22 protein-coding genes are annotated in these 24,015 nt (G+C 68.5%); 17 read left to right on the forward strand and 5 right to left on the reverse strand.

Annotation, left to right across the window (positions count from 1 at the left end):
- Nucleotides 1-368: 368 nt before the first annotated feature.
- Both CTP10_RS01715 and CTP10_RS01720 read left to right on the forward strand, forming a co-directional pair.
- On the forward strand, nucleotides 369-1,619 hold the full coding sequence (locus CTP10_RS01715; RefSeq protein ID WP_116317035.1) for an MFS transporter: 1,251 nt from the start codon (nucleotides 369-371) through the stop codon (nucleotides 1,617-1,619).
- Nucleotides 1,620-1,895: 276 nt separating this feature from the next.
- Nucleotides 1,896-2,453, forward strand: a complete 558-nt coding sequence (locus tag CTP10_RS01720; protein ID WP_116317036.1) for a single-stranded DNA-binding protein — start codon at nucleotides 1,896-1,898, stop codon at nucleotides 2,451-2,453.
- 75 nt (nucleotides 2,454-2,528) lie between these two features.
- On the opposite strand, the gene CTP10_RS01725 is transcribed toward CTP10_RS01720, so the two are convergent.
- On the reverse strand, nucleotides 2,529-2,876 hold the full coding sequence (locus CTP10_RS01725) for an ArsR/SmtB family transcription factor (RefSeq protein ID WP_116317037.1): 348 nt from the start codon (nucleotides 2,874-2,876) through the stop codon (nucleotides 2,529-2,531).
- A 281-nt stretch (nucleotides 2,877-3,157) separates the two neighbouring features.
- On the opposite strand from CTP10_RS01725, the gene CTP10_RS01730 reads away from it, so the two are divergent.
- Together CTP10_RS01730 and kdpE are read left to right on the forward strand one after the other, a co-directional pair.
- Nucleotides 3,158-6,058, forward strand: coding sequence for a DUF4118 domain-containing protein (locus tag CTP10_RS01730; protein ID WP_116317038.1), 2,901 nt, complete (start codon nucleotides 3,158-3,160; stop codon nucleotides 6,056-6,058).
- Nucleotides 6,059-6,754: a two-component system response regulator KdpE gene (kdpE, locus tag CTP10_RS01735; protein ID WP_116317039.1), complete on the forward strand. Its 696-nt coding sequence runs from the start codon at nucleotides 6,059-6,061 to the stop codon at nucleotides 6,752-6,754.
- A 113-nt stretch (nucleotides 6,755-6,867) separates the two neighbouring features.
- Here kdpE and CTP10_RS01740 read toward each other — a convergent pair whose 3' ends face one another.
- Nucleotides 6,868-7,794, reverse strand: a complete 927-nt coding sequence (locus CTP10_RS01740) for a LysR family transcriptional regulator (RefSeq protein ID WP_116317040.1) — start codon at nucleotides 7,792-7,794, stop codon at nucleotides 6,868-6,870.
- Nucleotides 7,795-7,896: 102 nt separating this feature from the next.
- On the opposite strand from CTP10_RS01740, the gene CTP10_RS01745 reads away from it, so the two are divergent.
- The 7 genes from CTP10_RS01745 to CTP10_RS01775 all read left to right on the forward strand — a co-directional run bounded on the left by CTP10_RS01745 (nucleotide 7,897) and on the right by CTP10_RS01775 (nucleotide 15,774).
- Nucleotides 7,897-8,871 (forward strand): tripartite tricarboxylate transporter substrate binding protein, encoded by a 975-nt coding sequence (locus CTP10_RS01745; protein WP_116317041.1) that lies wholly within the window; start codon nucleotides 7,897-7,899, stop codon nucleotides 8,869-8,871.
- 38 nt (nucleotides 8,872-8,909) lie between these two features.
- Complete coding sequence (gene leuC, locus CTP10_RS01750) at nucleotides 8,910-10,328, forward strand: 3-isopropylmalate dehydratase large subunit (RefSeq protein WP_116317042.1); 1,419 nt, start codon at nucleotides 8,910-8,912, stop codon at nucleotides 10,326-10,328.
- Nucleotides 10,321-10,965, forward strand: coding sequence for a 3-isopropylmalate dehydratase small subunit (gene leuD, locus CTP10_RS01755; protein WP_116317043.1), 645 nt, complete (start codon nucleotides 10,321-10,323; stop codon nucleotides 10,963-10,965). The genes leuC and leuD overlap by 8 nt, the downstream gene beginning before the upstream one ends.
- A 227-nt stretch (nucleotides 10,966-11,192) precedes the next feature.
- Nucleotides 11,193-12,221 (forward strand): porin, encoded by a 1,029-nt coding sequence (locus tag CTP10_RS01760; protein WP_233527941.1) that lies wholly within the window; start codon nucleotides 11,193-11,195, stop codon nucleotides 12,219-12,221.
- A gap of 24 nt (nucleotides 12,222-12,245) precedes the next feature.
- Complete coding sequence (locus tag CTP10_RS01765; RefSeq protein WP_116317045.1) at nucleotides 12,246-13,232, forward strand: Bug family tripartite tricarboxylate transporter substrate binding protein; 987 nt, start codon at nucleotides 12,246-12,248, stop codon at nucleotides 13,230-13,232.
- Nucleotides 13,229-14,161: a BMP family ABC transporter substrate-binding protein gene (locus CTP10_RS01770; RefSeq protein WP_116317046.1), complete on the forward strand. Its 933-nt coding sequence runs from the start codon at nucleotides 13,229-13,231 to the stop codon at nucleotides 14,159-14,161. Before CTP10_RS01765 ends, CTP10_RS01770 begins: the two co-directional genes overlap by 4 nt.
- 125 nt (nucleotides 14,162-14,286) lie before the next feature.
- Nucleotides 14,287-15,774, forward strand: a complete 1,488-nt coding sequence (locus tag CTP10_RS01775) for an ATP-binding protein (RefSeq protein ID WP_116317047.1) — start codon at nucleotides 14,287-14,289, stop codon at nucleotides 15,772-15,774.
- Between the two features lie 56 nt (nucleotides 15,775-15,830).
- On the opposite strand, the gene CTP10_RS01780 is transcribed toward CTP10_RS01775, so the two are convergent.
- The gene (locus CTP10_RS01780) at nucleotides 15,831-17,012 is read right to left on the reverse strand and encodes a GGDEF domain-containing protein (RefSeq protein ID WP_116317048.1); all 1,182 of its coding nucleotides are present in this window, start codon (nucleotides 17,010-17,012) and stop codon (nucleotides 15,831-15,833) included.
- Nucleotides 17,013-17,397: 385 nt separating this feature from the next.
- Between CTP10_RS01780 and CTP10_RS01785 the strand changes: the two genes are divergently transcribed.
- The gene (locus tag CTP10_RS01785) at nucleotides 17,398-17,742 is read left to right on the forward strand and encodes an RcnB family protein (protein ID WP_116317049.1); all 345 of its coding nucleotides are present in this window, start codon (nucleotides 17,398-17,400) and stop codon (nucleotides 17,740-17,742) included.
- 97 nt (nucleotides 17,743-17,839) lie between these two features.
- On the opposite strand, the gene CTP10_RS01790 is transcribed toward CTP10_RS01785, so the two are convergent.
- Nucleotides 17,840-18,088, reverse strand: a complete 249-nt coding sequence (locus tag CTP10_RS01790; RefSeq protein ID WP_116317050.1) for a hypothetical protein — start codon at nucleotides 18,086-18,088, stop codon at nucleotides 17,840-17,842.
- A 528-nt stretch (nucleotides 18,089-18,616) separates the two neighbouring features.
- Between CTP10_RS01790 and CTP10_RS01795 the strand changes: the two genes are divergently transcribed.
- The 4 genes from CTP10_RS01795 (at nucleotide 18,617) to CTP10_RS01810 (ending at nucleotide 22,248) form a co-directional block, all read left to right on the forward strand.
- Nucleotides 18,617-19,819, forward strand: coding sequence for a collagen-like protein (locus tag CTP10_RS01795; RefSeq protein WP_147316178.1), 1,203 nt, complete (start codon nucleotides 18,617-18,619; stop codon nucleotides 19,817-19,819).
- Between the two features lie 124 nt (nucleotides 19,820-19,943).
- Nucleotides 19,944-20,438, forward strand: a complete 495-nt coding sequence (locus CTP10_RS01800; protein ID WP_116317051.1) for a two pore domain potassium channel family protein — start codon at nucleotides 19,944-19,946, stop codon at nucleotides 20,436-20,438.
- Between the two features lie 129 nt (nucleotides 20,439-20,567).
- On the forward strand, nucleotides 20,568-20,921 hold the full coding sequence (locus CTP10_RS01805) for a hypothetical protein (protein ID WP_116317052.1): 354 nt from the start codon (nucleotides 20,568-20,570) through the stop codon (nucleotides 20,919-20,921).
- Between the two features lie 367 nt (nucleotides 20,922-21,288).
- Nucleotides 21,289-22,248 carry a transporter substrate-binding domain-containing protein gene (locus CTP10_RS01810; RefSeq protein ID WP_116317053.1) on the forward strand — a complete coding sequence of 320 codons (960 nt, stop codon included), beginning with the start codon at nucleotides 21,289-21,291 and terminating at the stop codon, nucleotides 22,246-22,248.
- Nucleotides 22,249-22,254: 6 nt separating this feature from the next.
- On the opposite strand, the gene CTP10_RS01815 is transcribed toward CTP10_RS01810, so the two are convergent.
- Entirely contained in the window at nucleotides 22,255-23,187 is a 933-nt protein-coding gene (locus CTP10_RS01815) for a MurR/RpiR family transcriptional regulator (protein ID WP_116317054.1), read from the reverse strand.
- 308 nt (nucleotides 23,188-23,495) lie between these two features.
- Here CTP10_RS01815 and CTP10_RS01820 point away from each other — a divergent pair, with 308 nt between their 5' ends.
- Nucleotides 23,496-24,014, forward strand: coding sequence for a type IV pilin protein (locus tag CTP10_RS01820; RefSeq protein ID WP_116317055.1), 519 nt, complete (start codon nucleotides 23,496-23,498; stop codon nucleotides 24,012-24,014).
- Nucleotide 24,015: the final 1 nt, after the last annotated feature.

A 24,015-nucleotide genomic window follows, 5' to 3' on the forward strand; every position in this document is an offset into this window, starting at 1 on the left:
GGCAAAACCCAATATGGCAAAGCCCAATGGCAAAACCCCACTAAGCAGGTGCAGCCAAGTGCGCTGGCTGGCACTCCGGACCGCTGGCGACGGCCGGAATGCGCATCCGGGCACACGCCGAGGGCCGCTGGCATGGCCAGGTGACCCGGGAAGCGCGAAGGAGCAAACCTGTTAATATACCCAACTTCGGTTTCCGGGGTGGTCGTCCCACAGCGGGCGCGTGCCGGGAACCTGGCGCAGAGCCGCCGCCGGCCCGGCTCCCGGGCGACCCGGAAGGCGGGAGGCGATGGGCTTCAGGCGATCCCGGTCGCGACCGTCCTGGACTGTCCGCCAGCCGACCCCGCTTTCCAGAGATCCTCACGAGCGCAATGCCGCCGATCCAGTCTTCTTCCCCGGACGCGAGCCCTGCCGGCGCGTCCCAGGCCCCCGCCCGCGAACGCATGACGCGCACCGAGCTGCGCGCCAGCGTGTCGCTGGCCAGCATCTTTGCGCTGCGCATGCTGGGGCTGTTCCTGATCCTGCCCGTATTTGCCGAATACGCCCGCAACCTGCCCGACGGGCATGACGCGCAGCGCGTTGGCCTGGCCATGGGCATCTATGGCCTGATGCAGGCCTTCCTGCATATTCCGCTGGGCTGGCTGTCCGACCGCATCGGGCGCAAGCCGGTGATGGTGGGCGGGCTGCTGCTGTTTATCGCCGGCGGCCTGGTCGCGGCGTTCTCCGACACGCTGACCGGCATCATCGCGGGCCGGGCGCTGCAGGGCATGGGCGCCATTTCCGCGGCCATCACCGCCTGCATCGCCGACCTGACGCGCGAGCGGCACCGCACCAAGGCGATGGCCATGGTGGGCGGCAGCATCGGCCTGACCTTTGCGCTGTCGCTGGTGATCGCCTCGCCGCTGCTGCACAGCATCGGCATGCCGGGCATCTTCAGCCTGATGTCGGTGCTGGGCGTGGTGGCCATCGGCGTGACGCTGTTCCTGGTCCCGACGCCGCCGGCGCCGCACCCGGTGCGCCTGCCGTTCCGCAAGGTGCTGCTCAATGCCGACCTGGCGCGGCTGAACGTCGGTGTGCTGGCGCTGCACGCTTCGCAGGTCGCCATGTTCATGGTGGTGCCGGCGATGCTGACCGATGCCGGCATGCCGCTCGACCAGCACTGGAAGGTCTACCTGCCGGTGGTGCTGGTGTCGTTCGTGCTGATGCTGGGCCCGATGATGGCGGCCGAGCGCTACGGCCGCGTACGCCCGGTGCTGCTGGGCGCGGTGGCGCTGATGACCGCGGTGCAACTGCTGTTTGCCGCGGTGCATGGGCTGTGGGCCATCGTCGGCGTGCTCTTGCTGTTCTTTGTCGCGTTCAACGTGCTGGAGGCAATGCAGCCCTCGCTGGTGTCGCGCTACGCCGCGGCCTCGCGCGGTGCGGCACTCGGCGTCTACAACACCACGCAGGCGCTTGGCCTGTTCCTTGGCGGTGCCGTCGGCGGCTGGCTGCTGAAGTACGAGGGCCGCAGCGCGGTGTTCGTCGGCTGCGCGGCGGTGCTGCTGGTCTGGCTTATAATCGCCTGGAACATGAAGGCGCCCCCGGCCCGCGGGCAGGAAGGCGCACCGGCGCCGGCAGCCTGAAATTGCCTTGCCATCGCATCAATCCGTAAAGCTTTTCGGGCCGGAACCGGCCTAGCATGATCGCGCCACCCGACACCCGGCCGGGCGGCGCGATGTTCGTTTACGTTGCTGCGCGCGACGCCGCCGCAGTGAATGCGCGGTGACGGCGCGGTGCTGAATCAGGCATCCGGGCACGGTAGCCGGCGGCGCAGTATCGGATCACACTTACAGTCAGCTTCACCCTCATCGTATTGCCACGCTTTTCAACACAGCGCGTGGCTTTTGGAGAACATTCACATGGCATCGGTCAACAAAGTCATTCTCGTCGGCAACCTCGGCGCAGACCCCGAAACCCGCTACATGCCCAGCGGCGACGCCGTCACCAACCTCCGCCTGGCGACCACCGATCGCTACAAGGACAAGCAGTCCGGCGAGATGAAGGAAGCCACCGAGTGGCACCGCGTTTCGATGTTCGGCAAGCTGGCCGAGATCGCCGGCCAGTACCTGCGCAAGGGCTCGTCGGTCTATATCGAAGGCCGCATCCGCACCCGCAAGTGGCAGGACCAGTCCGGCCAGGACAAGTACTCGACCGAAATTGTCGCCGACCAGATGCAGATGCTGGGCTCGCGCCAGGGCGGCGGCGGTGACGAAGGCGGCTTCGGCGGTGGCGGTGGTGGTGGCTACAGCCGTGACGCGCAAGGCGGCGGCGGTGGTGGTTACGGCGGCGGCCGTGGCGGCCAGGGCGGTGGCCAAGGCGGCGGCCAGGGCGGTGGCCAGGGTGGTGGCGGTGCGCGCCGCCCGCAGCAGGCACCGTCGAACGGTTTCGAGGATATGGACGACGATATTCCGTTCTGAGTTTGCCTAACGCAGAACCGTGACACCAACCCCGCCTGTGCGCGGGGTTTTTTTATGTCAGTAGCTTATGGAGTATCAGGTGCGGTCATGCTCCATGGACCCAGAGGTGACGGAACAGCTGGAAACCGGAGAACACGGATTGCCGCCACAGCAGTTCTCCGTGAGGTATCCGAGCAGGGCATTCATGGTTTCGAACTGAGCCACGTAAATGATGGAGCGCCCTTCCTGGCGGCTGGCGAGCAGGCCAGCCCGGTGCAGCTCCTTCAGGTGGAAGGACAGCGACGAGGGCGGCATCTCCATGAGTTCTGCGATGCGCCCTGCGGGCAGGCCTTCAGGACCCGCCTGCACGAGCAAGCGGAATACGGCCAGCCGGATGGCGTGTGCAAGCGCGGCAAGCGCTTCAAGGGCTTTGTCGGTTTCCATATTTCGAATATAGTCAAAATATCGGGGGCAGGCAACTGACTCGCCGGCCGGGTGCGATCTTTATACGTTCTTTATGCCGACCCGCTCCCTTTCTACCCGGTTTTTACGACCCTGCCGGTAAGCTGCATGCCAGGACTCACTCAAGGATGCCATGCCGTGATCGGGATCTTCCTGATCGTATTGATCGCCTTCGCCGCGCCGCGCCACAGGGCGCCATCCATTTGCCATCGCCGTGCGTGTGGCAGGCGGCCGTTCTGCTAGCATGGGACGCGAACTTTCCCATGCCTGATACCGAACTCCGCGCCGCGGGCGCACGCCCCGATCCGGATGACCTGCTCAGGCAGGTGCAGGCCGAAACCGCACGGGCCGCGCGCGGCAAGCTCAGGGTCTACTTCGGCGCGTCGGCGGGCGTTGGCAAGACCTTTGCCATGCTCACCGCAGCGCGCGCGGCGGCGGCGCAGGGCATCGATGCCGTCATCGGCGTGGTCGAGACCCACGGCCGCGCGGAAACCGACGCATTGATCGACGGCATCGAGCGCCTGCCGATGAAAGCAGTGCCGTACCGCGAGCGGGTCTTGAGCGAGTTCGACCTGGACGCGGCGCTGGCCCGCCATCCCGCGCTGGTGCTGGTCGACGAACTGGCGCATTCCAACGCGCCGGGCAGCCGCCATCCCAAGCGCTGGCAGGACATTCAGGAGCTGCAGGCGGCTGGCATCGACGTGTGGACCACGGTCAACGTGCAGCACCTCGACAGCCTGAACGAGGCCGTCGGCGGCATCACCGGCATCCGCGTGTGGGAGACCGTGCCCGACACGGTCTTCGACGCCGCTGACGAGGTCGTGCTGGTCGACCTGCCGGCCGATGAACTGCTGCGCCGGCTGAAAGAGGGCAAGGTCTACCTGCCCGAGCAGGCGCGCCACGCGGCACGCAATTTCTTCCGCAAGGGCAACCTGATCGCGCTGCGCGAACTGGCGCTGCGCCGCACCGCGGATCGTATCGACGACGATGTGCGCGCCTGGCGCCAGTCCGAAGCCGTGCAGGCGGTCTGGCGCACGCGCGAGGCGGTGCTCGCCTGCATCGGCAGCGGCGACGATGCGGAGCAGGTGGTGCGCAGCGCGCGCCGGCTCGCCGGGCAGCTCGATTGCGACTGGCACGTGGTGACGGTGGCGACGCCCCGGCTGGCGCCGCTATCCGATACGGCCAGGCTGCGCCTGCAGGCCGCGATGCGCCTCGCCGAGGAACTGGGCGCGCGGACCGAGACGCTGGCTGGCAACGACATGGTGCAGGCAATTGCGGGCTACGTGCGCCGCCATAACCTGACCAAGGTCGTGCTCGGCCGCGCGCCGGCGGACTGGCGCCGCGGCGGCTCGCCGGTAGAGCGTGCGCGGGCGCTGCTGGGCCTGGTGCTGTCGCCGCTCGTGAGCGGCCCGGGTGGGCTGCCCGGCCGCCGCGCCAGCTTTGCCGATGCGCTGGCGCGCGGCTGCCCCGAGATCGATATCATCCGCGTGGCCGCCGACATGACGCGCGCCGATCTCCGTCCACACCACGGCATCGACGAAACGGAAACCTCGGCAAGCACCGATGGCGCCAGGCGCAAGGACTACGCCTGGGCCGTGGCATGGTGCGCGGGCGCGACGCTGCTGTCGGCGCTGGCGCTGCCGTGGTTCGAAGTGGTCAACATCGTCATGCTGTTCCTGGTCGCGGTGGTCGGCGTGGCGCTGCGCCATGGCCGCGGGCCGGCGGCGCTGGCGTCGGTGCTGGCGGTGGCGGCGTTCGATTTCTTCTTCGTGCCGCCGCGGCTGTCCTTCGCCGTCACTGACGTGCAGTACCTGCTGACCTTCCTGGTGCTGCTGTCGGTCGGGCTGGTAGTCGGCCAGCTGACCGCGGGGCTGCGGGAGCAGGCGCGGCTGGCGGTGCGGCGCGAGGAAGATGCGCGCACGCTGTACGAACTGGCGCGAGAACTCTCGGCGGCATTGCAGCCCGAACAGATCGTCGCGATCGGCAGCCGCTTCCTGCGCGCCGCCTTCGATGCCAGCTCGGCCTTCTTCCTGGTCTCGGAGGACGGGCGGCTGTTGCCGCCGGTGTCGGATGCCAGCCCGCCGCGCAGCATGGGAAGCAGCGCCGGGCACACCGACTCGATCGACCGCGTGCTGGCCGAATGGGTCTTCCACCATGGCCAGCCAGCCGGCACGGGCACCAACACACTGCCGGGCAGCACGGTGCTGTACCTGCCGCTGAAGGCGCCGATGCGGACCCGCGGCGTGCTCGCCGTGGAGCCCGCGGTGCCGCACGCATTCGCGCAGCCGGCGCTGCGCCGGCAGGCCGACGTGTTCTGCACGCTGATTGCGATCGCGGTCGAGCGGCTGCACTATGTCGAGGTGGCGCAGCAGGCGCTGTTGTCGATGGAGTCGGAGCGCCTGCGCAGTTCGCTGCTGGCCGCGGTCTCGCATGACCTGCGTACCCCGCTGACCAGCCTGATCGGCATGGCGGAAACCATGCAGCGCGTTACGCCGCCGCTGGCCCCGCCACTGGATGAGACCGTCGCCGCGATGCTGGAGCAGGCGCGCCGCATGCGCACCATGGTGGTCAACCTGCTCGACATGGCCAGGCTGCAAAGCCGCGACGTGCACATCCGGCGCGAGTGGCAGTCGGTCGAGGAGCTGGTAGGCGCGAGCCTGGCCGCGATGCGCGATGCGCTGGCGCGCCACCGTGTCGCCGTGGCCGATCTGTCGCAGGTGCCGCTGGTGGAATGCGATGGCGTGCTGCTCGAGCGCGTGCTGTGCAACCTGCTGGAGAATGCCGCCAAGTACACGCCTCCAGGCACCCAGATCCGGCTGTCCGCGGCGGCGCAGGGCGACGAGATCCGGGTCGTGGTCGAGGACGACGGACCCGGCGTACCTCGGGGCAGGGAGCGGCAGATCTTCGAGAAATTCACGCGCGGCGAGCGCGAGTCTGCTACCGCCGGCGTCGGGCTGGGACTGGCCGTGTGCGATGCCATCATGCAGGCGCATGGCGGGCGCATCTGGGTGGAACCTGCGCAGCGGCATGGGGAGCATGAACGTCCCGACGAGAGCACCGGCGCGCGCTTCACCATCGCGTTGCCGCGCGGCAACCCGCCCACGATCGAGCCCGAGCCGGCCGAACTGCCAGAGCTGTCGCCAACCAGGCAAGGAGAGGCATAGATGCCGTTCGATTTCTCGCCCACGATCCTGCTCGTCGAGGACGAACCGCATATCCGCCGTTTCGTCCGCCTGACGCTGGAGGCCGAGGGCTGCACGGTGCACGAGGCCGAGTCGCTCAAGCGCGGCCTGATCGAGGCCGGGACGCGCCAGCCCGACCTGGTCATCCTCGACCTTGGCCTGCCGGACGGCGATGGGCTCAAGCTGATCGGCGAGATGCGCACGTGGACCGCCGTGCCGATCCTGGTGCTGTCCGCGCGCAGCGGCGAGGCCGACAAGGTCGGCGCGCTGGACGCGGGGGCCGACGATTACCTGACCAAGCCCTTCGGCGTGGCCGAGCTGGTGGCGCGCCTGCGCGTGCTGCTGCGCCGGCATGCCCGGGCCAATCCGCAGGGTTCCAGCCAGGTCAAGTTCGGCGACGTCCACGTCGACCTCGCCAACCGCGTGGTCACGCGCGGCGGGCAGGCGGTGCACCTGACGCCGATCGAGTACCGGCTGCTGGCGGTGCTGATCGCGCATCGCGGCAAGGTCATGACGCACCGCGAACTGCTGCGCGAGGTGTGGGGCCCCGCGCAGTCGGAGAGCAGCCAGTACCTGCGGGTCTACATGGGACACCTGCGCCACAAGCTCGAAGCGGACCCGGCGCAGCCGGTACACCTGCTGACCGAAGTGGGGCTGGGCTACCGGTTCGCCGGATAAGGCGGGGCACGGCAGCCGGCGGCACGCCTGCCGGCATCAACGACCACCATATCCACCCCACGGATCCGAGGACCTTCCGTGCCGGAGTGCCGTGGAAGTTCCAGGCGACGGCGCTACCACGCGCTGTCCGCGCCCCCCGGCCCCCGCGAGCGGTGCCCGGCAAACCGCTCCAGCATGAAATCCACCAGCGCCCGCACCTTGTCGGGCCGGTGGTTGCGCGCCGGGAACACCAGGTAGATATCCGCCGGCGCCAGCTGCCACTGCGGCAGCACGCGGCGCAGCGCCCCGCTGCGCAGGTGCTCGGCCACGTCCCATTCGGACCGCACCAGCAGCCCTTGCCCGTCCAGCGCCCACGCCAGCGCCGATTCGCCGTCGTTGGTGCTCATGGTGCCGCGCACCTTGACCGTTTCCTGCTGGGCGCCGTTGCGCAGGTGCCAGGTGCCGAAGGTCTCGTCCGCCTCGCGGATGAAGATGCAGTTGTGCCGCGCCAGCTCGCGCGGGTTCGCCGGCTCGCCGGCGGCCTGCAGGTAGGACGGCGCGCCGCACAGCAGGCGCCGGTTGTTGGCGAGCAGCCGCGCGGTGAGCCGCACGTCGGGCAGCTCGCCGAAATGGATCAGCGCGTCCAGGCCCTGTTCGACCAGGTTCAGCGGCCGTTCGCTCAGGTGCAGCTGCACCTCGATCCTGGGGAACGCGCGTGCGAACGCCGACAACGCGGGCGCGATATGGCGGCGACCGAAACCCAGCGTTGCGCCGATCTTCAGCAGGCCGTGCGGCGTGCTGCTGCTGCCGGCGATGGCGCGTTCCAGCGCTTCCATTTCCGCCAGGATGCGCGCGCCTTCGACCAGGTAGCTTTCGCCCTCCGGCGTCAGGCTGATGCGCCGCGTGGTCCGGTGCAGCAGCCGCACGCCCAGCCGCGCCTCCAGCGCGGCCAGCCGCTTGCTGACCGCGGGCGGCGTCACGCCCAGCTCCTGCGCGGCGGCGGCCAGGCTGCCGTGCTTGTTGATGCACTGGAAGAAGGCCAGGTCGGAAAAGTTGTCCATTGCTGAATTACAGGAACTAAAGAAGTAACGGAGTCTGAATTATGTTTCTCCGGGGCAATGATACGATCGTTTCCACAACAATTCATCCCACAGGAGACGCCCGTGAAACTTGTCCGCCTGACGGCCTTGATGGCTTGCGCCGCGGCTTTCGCCGCCACCGCTGGCACCGCCGCCGCCCAGTCCTATCCCCAGCGCCCGGTCCGCCTGATCGTGCCTTATGCCCCCGGCGGCAGCGCCGACATCGCCGCGCGCCTGGTCGCGGATGCCTGGGCCAAGAGCCTCGGCGGCACCATGGTGGTGGAGAACCGCGCCGGCGCCGGCGGCAACATCGGTGTCGACGCCGTCGCCAAGGCGCCCGCCGATGGCTACACCATCGGCCTGCAGACGGTGTCGCTGGCGATCAACCCCGGCCTGTTCCCGCGCATGCCGTACGACACGCTGAAGGACCTTGCGCCGATCGGCATGGTCGCCAGCTCGCAACATGTGCTGGTGGTCAACAACAACATTCCGGCGAAGACGCTGCCGGAGCTGATCGCCGCGGCGAAGGCCCAGCCGGGCAAGATGACCTACGGCTCGGCCGGCAACGGCAGCACCTTCCATATGTCGGCGGAGCTGTTCAAGTCGGTGGCCAACGTGTCGATCGTCCACGTGCCGTATCGCGGCGGCGGTCCGGCGCTGGTCGACACCATTGCCGGCCAGGTCGACATGAGTTTCCCGGTGGTGTCGGCGGCCCAGCAGCATGTGCAGGGCGGCAAGCTCAAGGCGCTGGCCGTGACCGGTTCCAGGCGTTCCGCGCAGCTGCCGAACGTGCCGACGGCGGCGGAGGCCGGCCTGCCTGGCTACAACTTCGAGACCTGGTTCATGGTGTTCGCGCCGACGGGCACGCCCAAGCCGGTCATCGACAAGCTGAACACTGCGCTGAACGCCGCGCTCGCGACGCCGGCCACGCGTGACCGGATGCTCAAGGAAGGCTTCGAGCCGACGCCGAGCACGCCCGCGGCCGCCCGGCAGCGGCTGGAGAAAGAAATGCCCGTGTGGGCCAACCTGATCAAGCAGCGCGGCATCACCGCGGAATGACCGTCATACCATCACCAAGCATTACCAAGGCCTTTGCCATGACACCCCGGACCCTGTACCAGAAGCTGGTCGACTCCCATACCGTCGCCAGGATCGACGACGACAACGTGCTGTTGTACTGCGACCTGCACCTGATGAACGAATACACCAGCCCGCAGGCCTTCGCCGGCCTGCATGAGCAGGGGCGCGGCGTGCTGGTGCCGGGGCAGAACGTGGCCGTGGTCAGCCATATCATCCCCACGCACCCCGGCGCGATCCGCGTGATCGCCGATCCGGCGTCGGCGCTGCAGGCCACCAACCTGCGCAGCAACTGTGACCGGCACGCGATCCCGCTGTTCGACACCAACGACACGCTGCAGGGCATCGAGCACGTGGTGGCGCCCGAGCACGGCATGATCCGCCCGGGCACGGTGGTGATCTGCGGTGACAGCCACACCACCACCTACGGTGCGCTCGGCGCGCTGGGCTTTGGCATCGGCACGTCCGAGGTCGAGCACGTGCTGGCCACGCAGACGCTGGTCTACCGGATGGCAAAGACCATGCGCATCCGCGTGGACGGCAAGCTGCCGCTCGGCACCACTGCCAAGGACCTGATCCTGCGCATCATCGGTGCGATCGGCGCGCAGGGTGCGCGTGGCTACGTGGTGGAGTACTGCGGCACGGCCATCCGCGACCTGAGCATCGAAGCCCGCTTCACGCTGTGCAACATGACGGTCGAGGCCGCCGCGCGCGGTGCGCTGATTGCGCCGGACGAGGCCGCCATCGACTACGTGCTGCGCCGCGCGCCGGATATTGATGGCCCGCTGCGCGACGCCGCGTTGCAGTACTGGCAGACGCTGCACAGCGACGCCGGCGCGCAGTTCGACATGGAATACGTCTTCGACGCGAGCCAGGTCGAGCCGCACGTGACCTGGGGTACCAGCCCCGACCAGGTGCTGCCGGTGTCGGGCCAGGTCCCGTTCCCTGAAGACCAGATCGACGAGGCGGAGCAGCGCGCGGTCGAGCGCGCGCTGGCCTACACGCACCTGCAGCCGGGCGCGACGCTTGCCGGCACGCCGATCCAGCACGTCTTCATCGGCTCATGCACCAATGGCCGCATCGAAGACCTGCGCGCGGTCGTGAGCGTGGTGCGCGGCAAGCGCGTCGCCGCGGGCGTGCGTGCCATGGTCGTGCCGGGATCGGGCGCGGTGAAGGCGCAGGCCGAGCGCGAAGGGCTGGCCGACATCCTCACCGCCGCGGGATTCGAATGGCGCCAGCCCGGCTGCTCGATGTGCCTGGCCATGAACGACGACGTGCTCGCCGACGGCGTGCGCTGCGCCTCCACCACCAACCGCAATTTCGAAGGCCGGCAGGGACGCGGTGCCATCACCCACCTGATGAGCCCGGCCATGGCGGCCGCGGCGGCCATTACCGGCGCGATCACCGACGTCCGCAAGCTGGAGCTGTCCCATGCCTGAACTTTCCTGCCTCACCGGCAAAGCCGCCGCGATCCGTTTCGAGAACCTCGACACCGACCAGATCATTCCCAAGCAGTTCCTGCGCGGTATCGACAAGTCCGGGCTCGCCGAAGGCATTCTCTATGACCACCGCTTCGACGCCACCGGCGCGCGGCGCCCGGAATTCGTGCTGAACCGGCCGGAGTACGCCGGCACCAGCATCCTGGTCGGCGGCGCCAATTTCGGCTGCGGCTCCAGCCGCGAGCATGCCGTATGGGGCCTGCAGCAGTTCGGCATCCGCGCCGTGATCGCGCCCAGCTTCGGCGAGATCTTCTACTCGAATGCGATGAACAACCGGCTGCTGCTGGTGATGCTGCCGCGCGAGGTGATCGAGCGGCTGATGAACGCCGTCGATGCCGACAGCGCCAACGCCATCCACATCGATGTCGAGGCCATGCAGGTGCGCACGCCGGTGGGCGACTTTCCGTTCGAGCTGTCGGCACGGCATCGCCGGATGTTCCTGGAGGGGCTCGACATGATCGGCCTGTCGCTGACGCAGCGCGACGAGATCGAGCAGTTTGCGCGGCGCTACTGGGACGCGTTCCCGTGGGCCAAGGATGTGGCCCGGCGCACGCGCGAGCGCCTGGGAACAACCTGAGCGCTTGCAGATGCCGCGCCATCCCCGACGCGGCAAAAACCGCATGACGTCATGCGGACACATTCGTATGCGGATGGTTGTCCGCGCCTCTATATTTTGCGTCCTAACTTTGTATGCAAAATGGAGGTCGACGTCAGATGGTCCGTCAGGGAGTCCGAACAACGAGGCGCGGTCGCGCCATCCCGCGGGGGCGTGCCGGCGGGCTCGCTGGCGCATTTGCCGGCGCATTGGCTGGCGCATTTGCCGGCGTTGTTGCCGTCAGCGTATCCACGCCTGCACAGGCCCAGTCGGTCACGCTGTATGGCCTGCTCGACACCATGGTCCGGTACTCGGACAACAACCGCGGCGACCAGCGCCTGGCGGAGTTGAGCGAGGGCTATTTCAGCGGCTCGCGCTGGGGCGTGCGCGGCACGGAGGCGCTCGGCGGTGGCTGGTCCGCGCTGTTCAACCTGGAAAGCGGCTTCGACCTGGCCACCGGCATGTCGCTGCAGGGCACCGCGACCACCAACTACGGGCAGGTCGGCACGCAGGGCAACGGCCGGCTGTTCGGGCGCCAATCGTATGCCGGCCTGCAGCATGAGACGCTCGGCACGCTGACCTTCGGCCGCCAGTTCACCACGGCCTATGACGCCACCTTCCGCTTCCAGCCGTACGGCCATCCGAACCTCGATGCCGTCGCCATCCTCAACGGCTATACCGGGCCGCGCCAGGACAACATGGTCAAGTACGCCGGCAAGTGGGGCGCGCTGTCGGCGGCGGGGCACTACACCTTCGGCGAAGTGCCGGGGGATATCCCGGCCAACAGCAGCCGCGGCCTTTCGCTGGCATGGACCACTCGCAGCATCGACGTCGGTGTGCTCTACCAAAGCACCAACGCCGCCACCACGGAAGAGCGCCGCACGATCTGGGGAATCGGCGGCAGCACGCAGCTGGGCCCGGTCAAGCTCGCGCTCGGCTATCTCGACAACCGCTACCACCTGAGCGCGACGCGCAACCACGTACTGACCGGCGGCGCCACCGTGCAGGCAACCGCGGCGCTGGCGCTGTCGCTTGCGGCGGGCTACGACCGGCAGGCGGCTGCCAGCGGCCATCGGCTGATGCTGACCGGCGTGGCCGATTACGCCTTGTCCCGGCGCACCAGCGTCTATGCCGAGTTCGACTTCAACCGTGTCAGCGGCGCCTACGCGCTGCCGGCGTTCATGGGCGTATATGGCAACAAGTTCGGCGGCGGCGTGGGCCTGCGCCACCGGTTGTGACATCGATGCCGCCGAGGAACTGACATGATTTCCAGAAGACGATTCCTGGCCGCTTCCGCCGCGCTGTCGCTGCCATTGCCCTTGCCATTGGCGGCGCGCGCCGACGCCGCGCCGTGGCCACGCCATCCGGTGCGCATGGTGGTGACCTTCCCGCCGGGCGGCGCCAGCGACATCGTGGCGCGGCTGCTGGCGCCTGCGCTGCAGGAGCGGCTGGGCCAGCCTTTTGTCACCGACAACCGCCCGGGCGCGGGCTCGACCATCGGCGCGGCCGCCGTCGCCGCGGCGCCGGCGGACGGCTACACGCTGCTGATGTCGAACTCGGCCGCGCTCAGCATCTCGCCGTTCCTGCCCGGCCGGCGTCCGTACGACCCGGTTCGCAGCTTCACGCATGTGCATTACATCGGCGCGGTCCCCACCGTGTTCGCGGTGCATCCGTCCGTGCCCGCGCGCACGCTGCCGGAGCTGGCGGCGTGGATCCGCGCGCAGCGCGATCCGGTGCCATTCGGCAGCGGCGGCGCGGCATCGGTCGCGCATATCGTCGGGGAACTGTTCGGGCAGCAGGCCGGGCTGCGGCTCACGCACGTGCCATACAAGGGCGCGGGGCCGATGCGCGCCGACCTGCTGGGCGGGCAGCTGCCCTTCGCCGTCGATGCCTTGCCGCAGAACCTGCCGTTGATGCAGTCCGGTGCGCTGCGCCTGCTCGCCGTGACCGCGACGCAGCGCGTGCCGCAGGCACCGCAGCTGCCCACCGTGGCCGAAGCCGGGTTTGCCGGGCTGGTGGCCGAGAATTTTGTCGGCGTCTCGGCGCCGGCCAACCTGTCCGGAGACATCGTGAACCGCTTGCACCATCACCTGAATGAAATCCTGCAGCAACCCGCTGTGCGCACCCGCCTCGAAGCCCAGGGCTTCGTGCTGGCACAGCGCCGGCCCGACGAATTCGCCGCGTATGTGCGCCAGCAGGCGCAGGCCTGGGGCCCGGTGGTGGCCGCGACCGGAGCGAGCCTGTCATGAGCGCGCGCATCCAGTTCGTATTGTTCGGGCCGCAAGGGCGCGGCAGCTTCAATGAAGCCGGACATGCCGGCGCCTTGCGCGCCCGCGCGGCGGGGCACGACGTAGGGATCGCATGGATCGAAGACCCGTCGCCGCAGGCGCGCACGCAGGCGCTGCTGGCGCTGTGCGACACGCGGCCGGACCTGATCGTCGCGCACGGCGGCCAGGGTGACGTGCCGGTTGCCGCCGCGGCGGCGCGCTATCCGGCGCAACGCTTCGTCATCACGCAGGGCAGCGCGCTGTCGGCCAATATCGCCAGCTACGAGGTGCTGCAGGAACAGTCCGCATTCCTGGCGGGTGTGCTCGCCGCGCTCGCTTCGCAAACGGGCGTGGTCGCGCACCTGTCCGGCGAGAAGGTGCGGCCGGGCCTGAAAGGCCGTGCCGCCTTCGTCCACGGCGTGCGCAGCGCAGTGCCCGGGCTGCCGGTGCTGACCACGTTCTGTGGATACCAGCACGATCCCGCGCTCGCGGCTGCCACCGTCGAGGCCCAGGCGCGCGCCGGTGCCGACATCTTGTTCGCGATGATCGACGGCGGCCGCGACGGCGCCATCGCGGCGTGCCGCGCCACCGGCGTGCGCCAGATCGGCAATGTGCTCGACTGGACCGCGCGTCATCCCGACGTGTTCATCGCCTCGGCCATCGCCGACAGCGGGCTGTGCGTGGAACGGGCGATCGACGACTATGTCCGCGGGCAGGTGGCGTGGGGGACGGTGCGCAGCTTCGGGCTTGAAGTTCCCGAAGCAGTCCGTCTCGCGCTGGGGCCGGGAGTCGGCCACGACGTGCGCGCGGCGCTCGCTCAGTGGAGCCAGCGGCTGCTCGACGGCAGTGTGATGTTGCCGGAAGCGGTGGCGGTGCAGGAGTTCGACATCGACAGCGCGCCGGATCATTAGCGTGTTTCGGTAAAGCCTGATGCTTCGGAAATCGGGCGAACCGAAGTTCATGCGCCCGCGGCCGCGCGTCGCTATGCTTGGCATATTTCCGCAAGCCGCAACGGCATGCAGCCCCGGACAATGCCATGACGACGAACGACGACAGCGCAGTCCCCGCACCGCCCGACGCGGGCCACCCCGCCAACCCGCGCCTGCTGGCCGCGATGAGCCACGAGATCCGCACGCCGCTGTACGGCATGCTCGGCACGCTGGAACTGCTGTCGTTGACCGAGCTGAGCGCGGCGCAGCGCCAGCAGGTTGCGACCATCACCGCATCCTCGCGCGTGCTGCTGCAACTGCTCGATGACCTGCTCGACTTTTCGCGCATCGACGCTGGCCAGCTGCGCCTGGACGCTGTGCCATTCGATCCGGTGGCGTTGGCAGAGACGGTGGCGCGCGCACAGGAGCCGCTGGCCATGCGCAAGGGCGTGGCGCTGGACTGCGACCTGCAGCCGGGCGTGCCGTGGCTGCTGGGCGATCCGCTGCGCGTGCGGCAGGTGCTCGCCAACTTGTTGCGCAATGCGATCAAGTTCACCGCGCACGGGCGCGTCACGCTGCGCATGTGGCACGAACCGCAGCCCTCGCCGCTCCCGGTCAGGCTGATGCTGGAAGTGGCCGACACCGGCCCAGGCATCGATGGCGCGCTGCTTGCGCACCTGTTCGAGCCCTTCACGCAAGGCGATACCGCAGGCGCGGACCGGCACGGCGGCGCCGGGCTCGGCCTGGCGATCTGCAGGCACCTGGCCAGGCTGATGGGCGGCGACATCACTGTGGACAGCACGCCGGGCCAGGGCAGCCGGTTTCTCGTGGCACTACAGTTGCAGGCCACCGCCGCACGGTCAGCGAGCGGCGCCGCCTGCCCCGACACGGCGCAGGCCATGCCTGCGCTGCCGCATCTCGGGCTGCGCGTGCTGGTGGTGGAAGACCATCCGTACAACCGGCAACTGCTGCGTGGCCAGCTGGAGCGGCTTGGCTGCACGGTGCAGCTGGCGAGCGACGGCGCGCAGGGGCTGGCGGCCTGTGCGGCAGGGGCCTTCGACGTCGTGCTGACCGATGTGCAGATGCCGGTCATGGACGGCTACGCGCTCAGCCGCCAGTTGCGCGCGACAGGCAATCCGGTGCGCATCGTCGCGCTGACCGCCAACGCCGGCGATGGCGAAGCCGGCCGCTGCCACGCGGCGGGCATGGACCGCTGCCTCGTCAAGCCGGTGCTGTTGCCAGAGCTGGCCGCGTGCCTGCAGGCACTGGTGCCGGCGCACGGGGAGATGTCGCCAGGCGCCGGCGACGACGCTGAAGCCAATGCGGCGCTGCTGGCGCAGAGCGTGCGTGCCGACCTCGATGCCTTGCTTGCCGCTGCCGCCAGCGGCGACCTGGGCGCGGTGCAGACGCACGCGCACCGCATGCGCGGCGCGCTGGCGCACATCGATGCCGCGCGCGACGCGGCGCAGCTTTGCCAGGAGCTGGAGGCCGGCGCCGCGTGGGCCGTGCAGGCGGCGCAGGACCGCGTTGGCGACCTCCGCCTGTCCCTCGACGCCAGTTTTCCGGGCCACCACCAGCCGCGCTTGTCGCCATGATCCGGTCGTCGTCCGCGGCATGGCAATCATCGAGGGAATCTGCCTGTAGCCCTGTCTCAGACGAGGGCGCCGAGCGCCTGCAAGGCTTCGTCCCGCTCCCAGGCGACGCAGTTGCGGCCGCGGTTCTTGGCCGCGTAGAGCACGTGGTCGGCGCGCATCAGCAGCGCATCCAGGTCCTCGCCGGGCCGCAGCGTCGCCACGCCAAAGCTGGCGGTCACGCGGTGCACGCCGGGTAATACCGTCATCGGCGTGTGTTCGAGCGTGTGGCGCAGGCGCTCGGCCAGTTGCAGCGCGGCGTCGGGCGCGGTATCCGGCAACAGCACGACGAACTCCTCGCCGCCCAGCCGCGCCGCGATGTCGCGCCGGCGGATGCCGCCGGCGATGATCTGGCCGAACTGCGCCAGCACCGCGTCGCCGGCGCTGTGGCCGTAGTTGTCGTTGATGAACTTGAAGTGGTCGAGGTCGCACAGCAGCAGGCTGAGCGGCTGCCCGGGAGGTGGCGGGATCTGGTACATGGCCAGCGCGGCCAGGCCGCGGCGGGTATGCAGCAGCGTGAGCGGATCGGTGTCGCGCTCATGCCGCAGGCCGACGATGATGTCCTGCACCGCCGCGGCCAGCAGCGCCAGGGCCAGCGCCATCAGCATCAGTGCCAGCGTGGCCTGCAGCCACAGCCAATAGGCCGAGCGGGTGAAGCTGGCCGGATCGTACGATGCCGCCGGCACGACGGTCAGCACGGTGCGCGGCAGGAAATGCAGCGCGAACAGCAGGTAGGTCCAGAACAGCATGCGGTCCGCCAGGCGCCCCGTGCGCAGTCGGGCCAGCGCCGGCATGCCCAGCAGCAGGATCATGGCGATGCCGATGTTCAGGATGTAGATGCGTGCCACCAGCCGCGGCTGCACCAGGTCGAACCACGCGATGGCGCCGAGCAGCGCGAGCGGCAACGCCACCTGCACACAGGTATCGACCCGTGCGCCGATGCGCGCCAGCATGCCGCGCAGCAGCAGCACGCCGCTGCCCAGGTACAGCAGGCCGGTCACCGTGGCCTGTCCGCCCCCGTCACGCGGCGGCCACACGATCTGCACGCTGATAGCGATCGCATACATGCAGTACGCGGCCGCCGGCAGCAACAGGTAGTGCCGGGTGCGCTCATAGCGCCAGGCCGTGACGAAGCACAGCGAGAATGCGATGGCGATGGCGGGATTGACCAGTGCCAGTAGTCGACCAGCGTCTTGCAACACGAGAGTCCCCTGTTCTTGTCGTCCTCTGGCAGGGGTGCTTGCAAGCCGCGGCAAGGGCGCGGACAAGCGGCGGCATCAGGCGGCCGGCAGCTCTCGCGACCAGCATCCGGTGACCGAAGGGGCATGGCCAGGGAACATTATGGGGCGCATGCGCCCGGGCAGGCGCGACGCTCGCCGCGGCCTGCTGAGTGTTTCCGTCAGGTCGCATTCTAGCCAGCACCTGGGCTCGCGGCGCATGGCGGGTGCCGCCGCGCGGCAAACAATTGTGAACGCAAGGGCGTGGCTGGCGGGCCACGGATGCCACGTTTTCCGCTTTTGTGACTAATCTGGAAGGTGCTGTCCGGATCCTCCGGCAGTTCGGTTTTCCGTACGCAAGGAGATCACGATGAATACCAAGAAAGCGATGCCGGCACTGCTGCTGGCGGCAAGCGTGCTGGCGGCGCCGTTTGCCATGGCGCAGGGCACCGGCCGGACTCCCCGGCCGATGACGGAACCCGCGGCGTCAGCGCCGCCACCAGCCCCGCAAAGCTCGCCGTATGTGCAGGTGCAGCAATGGAAAAAAGGCGATCGCCTGCCGACCGAGTTCAGGGATCGCCAGTATGTGATCGACGATTACAAGCAGTACAACCTGCCGGCGCCGCGCAAGGGCACGCGCTGGGTAGGGGTTGGCGCCGAGTATTACCTGGTGGCGCCCAATGGCGTGATCCAGCAGGTCGGGTCGGGCTCCTGATCCACACCGTCCGGGGCGCCTCGCCCCGGGCCATGCAGCAAAGCAGAGCCGCCGCGCGGGGTGCGCGGCGGCTCCATTTTTTGTGCAGCGCTCCGTGTCACATGCCGAGTATCTTCTTGGCCTCCAGCAGCGACTTCATCGATTCGTCATGCTTGCCGGCCTTGTGGTAGGCCTCGCCGTCGGCACGCAGCTTGGTCACCTTGGCGGCATTTTCGGGCGACAGCGCCGGCTTGGTGGAGAGCTTGGCGTCGATGGCCTTCATCTCGTTGGGACAGTTGTGGGCGAGCGCCAGGCCGCTGGCGCCGCACAACACCAGCGCCGCGAGGATCGGGATGGATTTACGCACGTCGGCCTCCGCTTGGAGATGGGGGAATTTCCAGCATAGTGCATCGCCCGCGTGGCCAACATGCCCGCTGCCGGCCGACGCCGATGCTGAAACCGGCGATACCCCCTGCAGGGGGTAAATCGGGGCGCAATGTTTCTTGCATGAAATACGCGAATCCGGTTGGCTCATCCGGATTTCAGCCGTTTGGACGAAACCTGCATCTTTTGATTTCAGCAGCGCCTTTGCCCCGCTGGTGCGTTTGACGGTCCCATTTTCCGAGGCACCGGAGGCACGCGGGAATACACGCCGGCAGGCGGTTTCCCTGAATCAAAAAGACCATTTCGCGAATCGCGCGCATTTTAAACGGCGCTATGTTTAGAGCCGTCTGCATTAGCTGGCGAGGTGATTTTCCTCATCCTTGCCGCGCGCTTCATTCCTGAATCAGCCCGTGCCAACGCACGATTCTTCTGAACCTCCGCGAAACATAAATTGAAGTCGCCCGGCAAACAGCCGGACAGCGAAATAAAAAAATATACGGGGAGCTTCACAATGAAACACATCCACCTGAAACGGGCGGCCATTCCGGTCGCGTGCCTGGCGTTCATGCTCGCCGGTTGCGGCGGCGGTGGCGGGGATGCGGCACCGGCCAGCATCTCCCCGTCGGAAAGCGTGCCGGGCCCGGCTGGCGCCAATGGCAAGACCATCCTGTCCGGCATCAATGCGCCGGGCGCGAGCGTGGGCTCGGACGGCGATTTCTACCTCAATCTTTCTACCTCGACGCTGTACGGGCCAAAGGCCAACGGCGAATGGCCGGCCGGCGTGCCGCTGGTCGGGCCGCAGGGGGTTGCCGGCGCGCCGGGCGCCTCGCTGCTGCACGGCGCGGCGGACCCGACCGCGGCCGATGGCGCCGAGGGCAGCTTCTACCTCAACACCACCACCAACACGCTGTTCGGGCCCAAGACCGGCGACAACTGGCCGGCGGGCATCTCGGTGGTCGGGCTGACCGGCCCGGTGGGCGCTGCCGGCCCGACCGGTCCCACTGGTGCGACCGGGGCCACCGGCGAGCAGGGCCCTGCCGGCCCGGCCGGCGCCGATGGGGCCACGGGGGCGACGGGAGCGACGGGAGCGACGGGAGCGACGGGGCCGCAGGGAGAGAAGGGCGATAGCGGCGCTACCGGTGCTACAGGCGCTACCGGTACGCAAGGCTCTCAAGGAGACAAGGGCGACAAGGGAGATACCGGCACTACTGGCGCTACCGGCGATACCGGGGCCCAGGGCCCGCAAGGGGAGAAGGGCGACCAGGGAGAGAAGGGAGACCAGGGCGCGGCGGGCGCAACGATCTACACCGCCAACTTCGCGGTCTCCAAATCGTCCGGCGGCAACGGCACCTATGTCATGACCGGCAGCGGACTCGACCTGCAGGGTAGCGACCCATACTTCGGCGCGCTGATGCCGGTCGGCTGCGCGGGCGGCATGACCATGACGGCAACCCTGGCCGGCTCGCCCCAGTCGGGCTCGCTGTACACCGTGACCGCCTACCGGGTGGCCAGCGGCACGGCGCTGCAGACGGTCAATCCGGTCGCCATCACCGAGTCGGCCAGCTGCAATCTGAGCAGCTCGGGCAGGACCTGCTCGACGCCGGCCATGGTGCCGGTGGCGGCCAACGACATCATCCAGGTCCAGGTCAGCGGCAACCGCACCTTCAACTGGGACGGCGGCCTGTACGTCAGCCTGTCCTGCAAGACCCAGTAAGCCGCCGCCCCGTTGCGCCAGCGTTCCCGTGCTGGTTTTCCCGCGCGCCTTCCGGTGTTATGTTGGAGGGCGTCTTTTTTTGCCCGCCCGGTACCGGACGCCCCCGCCCCTCAACCGGTTGCGCATGGAAAACTCTGCCGAAAATTTCTTGCTGGCCCTGCTGTGCGCCGCGGTGCTGACCGTGACCGTGGTGGGCATCCACTACGAAGCGCTGCGGCTGCTGTCGGCGCTGCATCCGCGGCGCTGGAGCGGGCGCGTCAATATCGGCGTCCTGATCGTCTGCATCATCCTGGTCCACTGCCTGGAGGCGATGGTGTTCGCGTTCGGCTTCTGGTTTGCCGACAACGTGCTCGGCCTCGGCTGGCTGGCGGGATCGACCGCGCCCGGCATGCCGACCCGCCACGGCGAGCCGTCGCTGCTTGTCTATGCCTACTTTGCGCTGGAGACCTTCACCACGCAGAGCCTGGGCGATCTCTACCCGGTCGGCGCGACCCGGCTGATCGCGACCATCGAGCCGCTGGTGGGCCTGATCCTGATCGGCTGGTCCGCATCCTTTACCTATGTGGTGATGCGGCGCGACTGGCAGCTCGACGACGAAGGCGAGCATCGCGCGCGCTAGTGCAGCGCCCGCCGCCGGCGCCGGCCAGGAATGCCGGAAGTGCCACAGATGCCGGTAGTGCCAGATGAGCCGCGAACGATTAAGCTTGGCATCTTCCGAAAGCCAACGAGCCACCCACGAGGAGCCACCATGCCGAGCCGACAGCGCAACCTGATCCGCCTAGCCGCCGTTGCCACCCTTGCCATGGCCTGCAGCGTCCACGCGCAGAAGCAGGACGGCCAGGGTGCCGCCGCCGCCGCGATCAATGAGGCCGTGCAGCAAGGCACCACGCCCTACCGCCCCGATCCCGCCGCGACGCCGGGCAGCATCGAGTCGGCGGAATGCCGCGAGCTGGCCGCCCAGATCGCCACGGCGCCCAAGCGCGAGTACCGTACCACCGACTCGACCATCGAGACCGCGCAAGGGCGGCAGATCCCCGAACTGGAACGCGAGCGTCCGCGCAAGTCGCTGCAGCAGGCGTACCAGGAGAAGTGCGCCCAGTAAGCCGTTTCCACGGCGGAGGGCTGCGCAGGCGCGCCATCCGCCGCCGTCCTTCCGCTGCCCTTCCCACTACCTTCCGACTACCTTCCGACTACCTTCCGACTACCTTCCGCTCCGGCGCGGTTCCGCGCCAGATCTCGCCCCTGCCAGTCCCATGCTGCGCCGCCGCACGGATCCGGCGCCTTGATGCCCCACGTTCGCGCACGCTCGCCCGCCGTCCCAACGGGCGTTTCACCACGCCGGTGTAAAATACATATGTTTCATGGTTATCCATGATGGAACACTTGTTGCTGATTGCCTAGCATTGGCGATGCGATGGCGCATCGCTGAGCGCTACCCACGCCAACCAAGCTATCCAAGGAGAGCCTGTATGAAAGCAGCAGAAGTCACGCGTCCGTGCGGCGGTTCATCGACCCCGCGCCGGTTCACGGGCGCAGCGGTCGCCGCCGCGGCGCTGGTGCTCTGCAGCGGCGCGGCCGGCACGGCGCATGCCGCCGATGTCGCCGCGAGCCCGACCCTCAGCAAGATCAAGTCGTCAGGCACGATCTCCATCGGCCATCGCACTTCGTCGATCCCGTTCTCGTACTACGACGCCAACCAGAAGGTGATCGGCTTCTCGCAGGACATCTGCGACCGGGTGATCGATGCGGTGACGCGCGAGACCGGCGTGCCGGCGCTGCAGGTGCGCATGGTGCCGGTGACCTCGCAGAACCGGATCTCGCTGGTGCAGAACGGCACCGTCGACCTGGAGTGCGGCGTCACCACCAACCTGAAGTCGCGCCAGCAGCAGGTGGCGTTCTCGACCACGTTCTTCGTCGCCGGCACGCGGCTGCTGGTGAAGAAAGGCAGCCCGGTGCGCGACTTCGGCGACCTCTCGGGCAAGGCGGTGGTGACCAATGCCGGCACCACCTCGGAGCGCATCCTGCGCCGGCTCAACGACGAGAAGCACGCCAACATCACCATCCAGAGCGCCAAGGACTATGGCGAGTCGTTCCTGATCCTGCAGTCAGGACGCGTGGCCGCGTTCATGATGGACGACGTGCTGCTGTCGGGCGCACGCACGCTGGCGCCCAACCCCGCCGACTGGACCGTGGTGGGCACGCCGCAGTCGTTCGAGGCCTATGCGTTCATGCGGCGCAAGGACGATCCCGGCTTCAAGCAGGTGGTCGACAACGCCATCAGCGGGCTGATCCGCAGCGGCGAGATCAACAAGCTCTACAGCAAGTGGTTTGCCGCGCCGGTGCCGCCCAAGCAGGTCAACTTCGAGCTGCCGATGAGCGAGCCGCTGAAGAAAGCCTACGCCAGCCCCAGCGACGAGGCCTTCGAATAATCCCCCTCAGCCGCGGCCGGCGGGCACGTAGGCGCCGGTGCGGTGCAGCTCGCCTTCCGCCTGCTCGAGCGCGCGGATCGCGCCCTTGCCCTTGCGCGCCAGCAACTGTTCGACCAGCGCCTCGACCATGGCCACGCCGGCCGTGATCGACGGGAAGAACGACGGACTCTCGACCGAAAACAGCAGCGTGCAGTCGGCCGCCAGCGCGATCGGCGACACGGTGCTGTCGGTCAGCGCGATCACCTTGCAGCCGCACTCGCGCGCGGCCGCGGCCACGCGGATGCTCTCCTGCGAATACGGGGCGAAGCTGGCCACCACCACGGCGTCCTTGGGCGCCAGGCCGCGCAGCTCCATTTCCAGCGTGCCGGCATCGGCGCGGATCAGCTGCACCGAGCTGCGGAACAGGCGGTAGACATAGTGGAAGGTGAACGCGATCGGGAAGCACGAGCGGAAGCCCGCCACGTGCACGTTCTGCGCGTGCGACAGCAGCTCCGCCGCCTGCTGCAGGGTCTTGTCGTTGTTGGCGGCGATCAGGTCGAGGTTGTGGTGCTGCGCGTCGAGCATCTCGCCGAGCATGTGGCTGGCGCTGCTTTCGCGCACCACCTTGCGCGCGCGGCGCGCATAGGGCTGGCTGCCGCCGCGCAGCGCATCGACAAAGAGCTCGCGCAGGCCCTGCCAGCCCTCGAAGCCAAGGTGCTGCGACAGCCGGACCAGCGTGGCGGGCTGCACCCCTGCGCTGGCCGCGATCTTGCGCATCGACAGCACCGGCACGTCCTGCGGGTGGTCGAGCAGGTAGCGAGCGCCGCTCTGGAACTGCGTGCTCAGGGTCGGGAAGCTGGCGCGCAGCAAGGCCAGCAGCGCGTCGAGGTCCTGGGGTGGCGCCGGCTCGGGTTCGGCCTGGGGTGGCTGCGGCGGAGGGGTGGGGCTGTCGGACGGCATGGGCACTCCGGATTCGTGGTTGTAACGATTGTTGCACAGCCGTGCACCGGAGCGCCGGGTCGCGGCGCCCCGGTGCGACCTGCCACGTTGTCACGCCGTCACATCGTCACGTCGAAAGCCGGTTAACGTCCGACCGCCGCCAAAGCTGTACCCGGGGCTTTTGGCAAGCCCCCCGATTGTCGGATTGCCGCAACGCCGGCGCACTGTCATCAGAATTTCCTTACCCACTTAGGAGGCGGTGACTTACACTCCGCGCCATAACCTCCGGAAATCGGTCATCCGGAACATAATTGGTACGGAGCGCGAGCATGGGACATAGAAGCCCTGCAGTGCGACACGGCGGCACGGTCACGCCGCCGTTTCGGGTCAAGGGTCAAATCGGGGCAGGAACAGACACGGCCGGAGCCATGCCGGGCCGCGGCGCGTGCGCGCGCGGCTTCACGCTGGTCGAGCTGATGATCGCCGTCGCGATCATCGCCATCCTGGCCGCCGTCGCCATTCCCAACTACAGCCGCCATGTGGTGCGATCGCACCGCGCCGCGATCGAGTCATTCATGCTCGAAGTCTCCGGCGCGCAGGAGCGGTTTCTCGTCGACAACCGCGCCTATGCCGCCAACCTCGGCGCGCTCGGCATGTCGGTGCCGTCCGCACAGAGCACGCGCTACGACGTCACCGTGACTCCCACTGCCTCGCTGCCGCCGGGCTACAGCATCGTCGCCACGCCCAAGGGCAGCCAGCTGAGTGCCGACACCGGCTGCGGCACGCTGACGCTGACCAGCGCCGGCGCGAAGTCGGCGTCCGGTGGCGGCACCGACTGCTGGAACTGAC

The sequence above is a fragment of the Cupriavidus sp. P-10 genome (assembly GCF_003402535.2).
In the GTDB taxonomy this organism is placed as follows: domain Bacteria; phylum Pseudomonadota; class Gammaproteobacteria; order Burkholderiales; family Burkholderiaceae; genus Cupriavidus.

Bases quoted from the DNA above. Each gene is read 5' to 3' on its own strand.
- CTP10_RS01715 (WP_116317035.1), top strand. From the start codon at position 369: ATGCCGCCGATCCAGTCTTCTTCCCCGGACGCGAGCCCTGCCGGCGCG.
- CTP10_RS01720 (WP_116317036.1), top strand. From the start codon at position 1,896: ATGGCATCGGTCAACAAAGTCATTCTCGTCGGCAACCTCGGCGCAGAC.
- CTP10_RS01725 (WP_116317037.1), bottom strand. From the start codon at position 2,876: ATGGAAACCGACAAAGCCCTTGAAGCGCTTGCCGCGCTTGCACACGCC.
- CTP10_RS01730 (WP_116317038.1), top strand. From the start codon at position 3,158: ATGCCTGATACCGAACTCCGCGCCGCGGGCGCACGCCCCGATCCGGAT.
- kdpE (WP_116317039.1), top strand. From the start codon at position 6,059: ATGCCGTTCGATTTCTCGCCCACGATCCTGCTCGTCGAGGACGAACCG.
- CTP10_RS01740 (WP_116317040.1), bottom strand. From the start codon at position 7,794: ATGGACAACTTTTCCGACCTGGCCTTCTTCCAGTGCATCAACAAGCAC.
- leuC (WP_116317042.1), top strand. From the start codon at position 8,910: ATGACACCCCGGACCCTGTACCAGAAGCTGGTCGACTCCCATACCGTC.
- leuD (WP_116317043.1), top strand. From the start codon at position 10,321: ATGCCTGAACTTTCCTGCCTCACCGGCAAAGCCGCCGCGATCCGTTTC.
- CTP10_RS01765 (WP_116317045.1), top strand. From the start codon at position 12,246: ATGATTTCCAGAAGACGATTCCTGGCCGCTTCCGCCGCGCTGTCGCTG.
- CTP10_RS01770 (WP_116317046.1), top strand. From the start codon at position 13,229: ATGAGCGCGCGCATCCAGTTCGTATTGTTCGGGCCGCAAGGGCGCGGC.
- CTP10_RS01775 (WP_116317047.1), top strand. From the start codon at position 14,287: ATGACGACGAACGACGACAGCGCAGTCCCCGCACCGCCCGACGCGGGC.
- CTP10_RS01785 (WP_116317049.1), top strand. From the start codon at position 17,398: ATGAATACCAAGAAAGCGATGCCGGCACTGCTGCTGGCGGCAAGCGTG.
- CTP10_RS01795 (WP_147316178.1), top strand. From the start codon at position 18,617: ATGAAACACATCCACCTGAAACGGGCGGCCATTCCGGTCGCGTGCCTG.
- CTP10_RS01800 (WP_116317051.1), top strand. From the start codon at position 19,944: ATGGAAAACTCTGCCGAAAATTTCTTGCTGGCCCTGCTGTGCGCCGCG.
- CTP10_RS01805 (WP_116317052.1), top strand. From the start codon at position 20,568: ATGCCGAGCCGACAGCGCAACCTGATCCGCCTAGCCGCCGTTGCCACC.
- CTP10_RS01810 (WP_116317053.1), top strand. From the start codon at position 21,289: ATGAAAGCAGCAGAAGTCACGCGTCCGTGCGGCGGTTCATCGACCCCG.
- CTP10_RS01815 (WP_116317054.1), bottom strand. From the start codon at position 23,187: ATGCCGTCCGACAGCCCCACCCCTCCGCCGCAGCCACCCCAGGCCGAA.
- CTP10_RS01820 (WP_116317055.1), top strand. From the start codon at position 23,496: ATGGGACATAGAAGCCCTGCAGTGCGACACGGCGGCACGGTCACGCCG.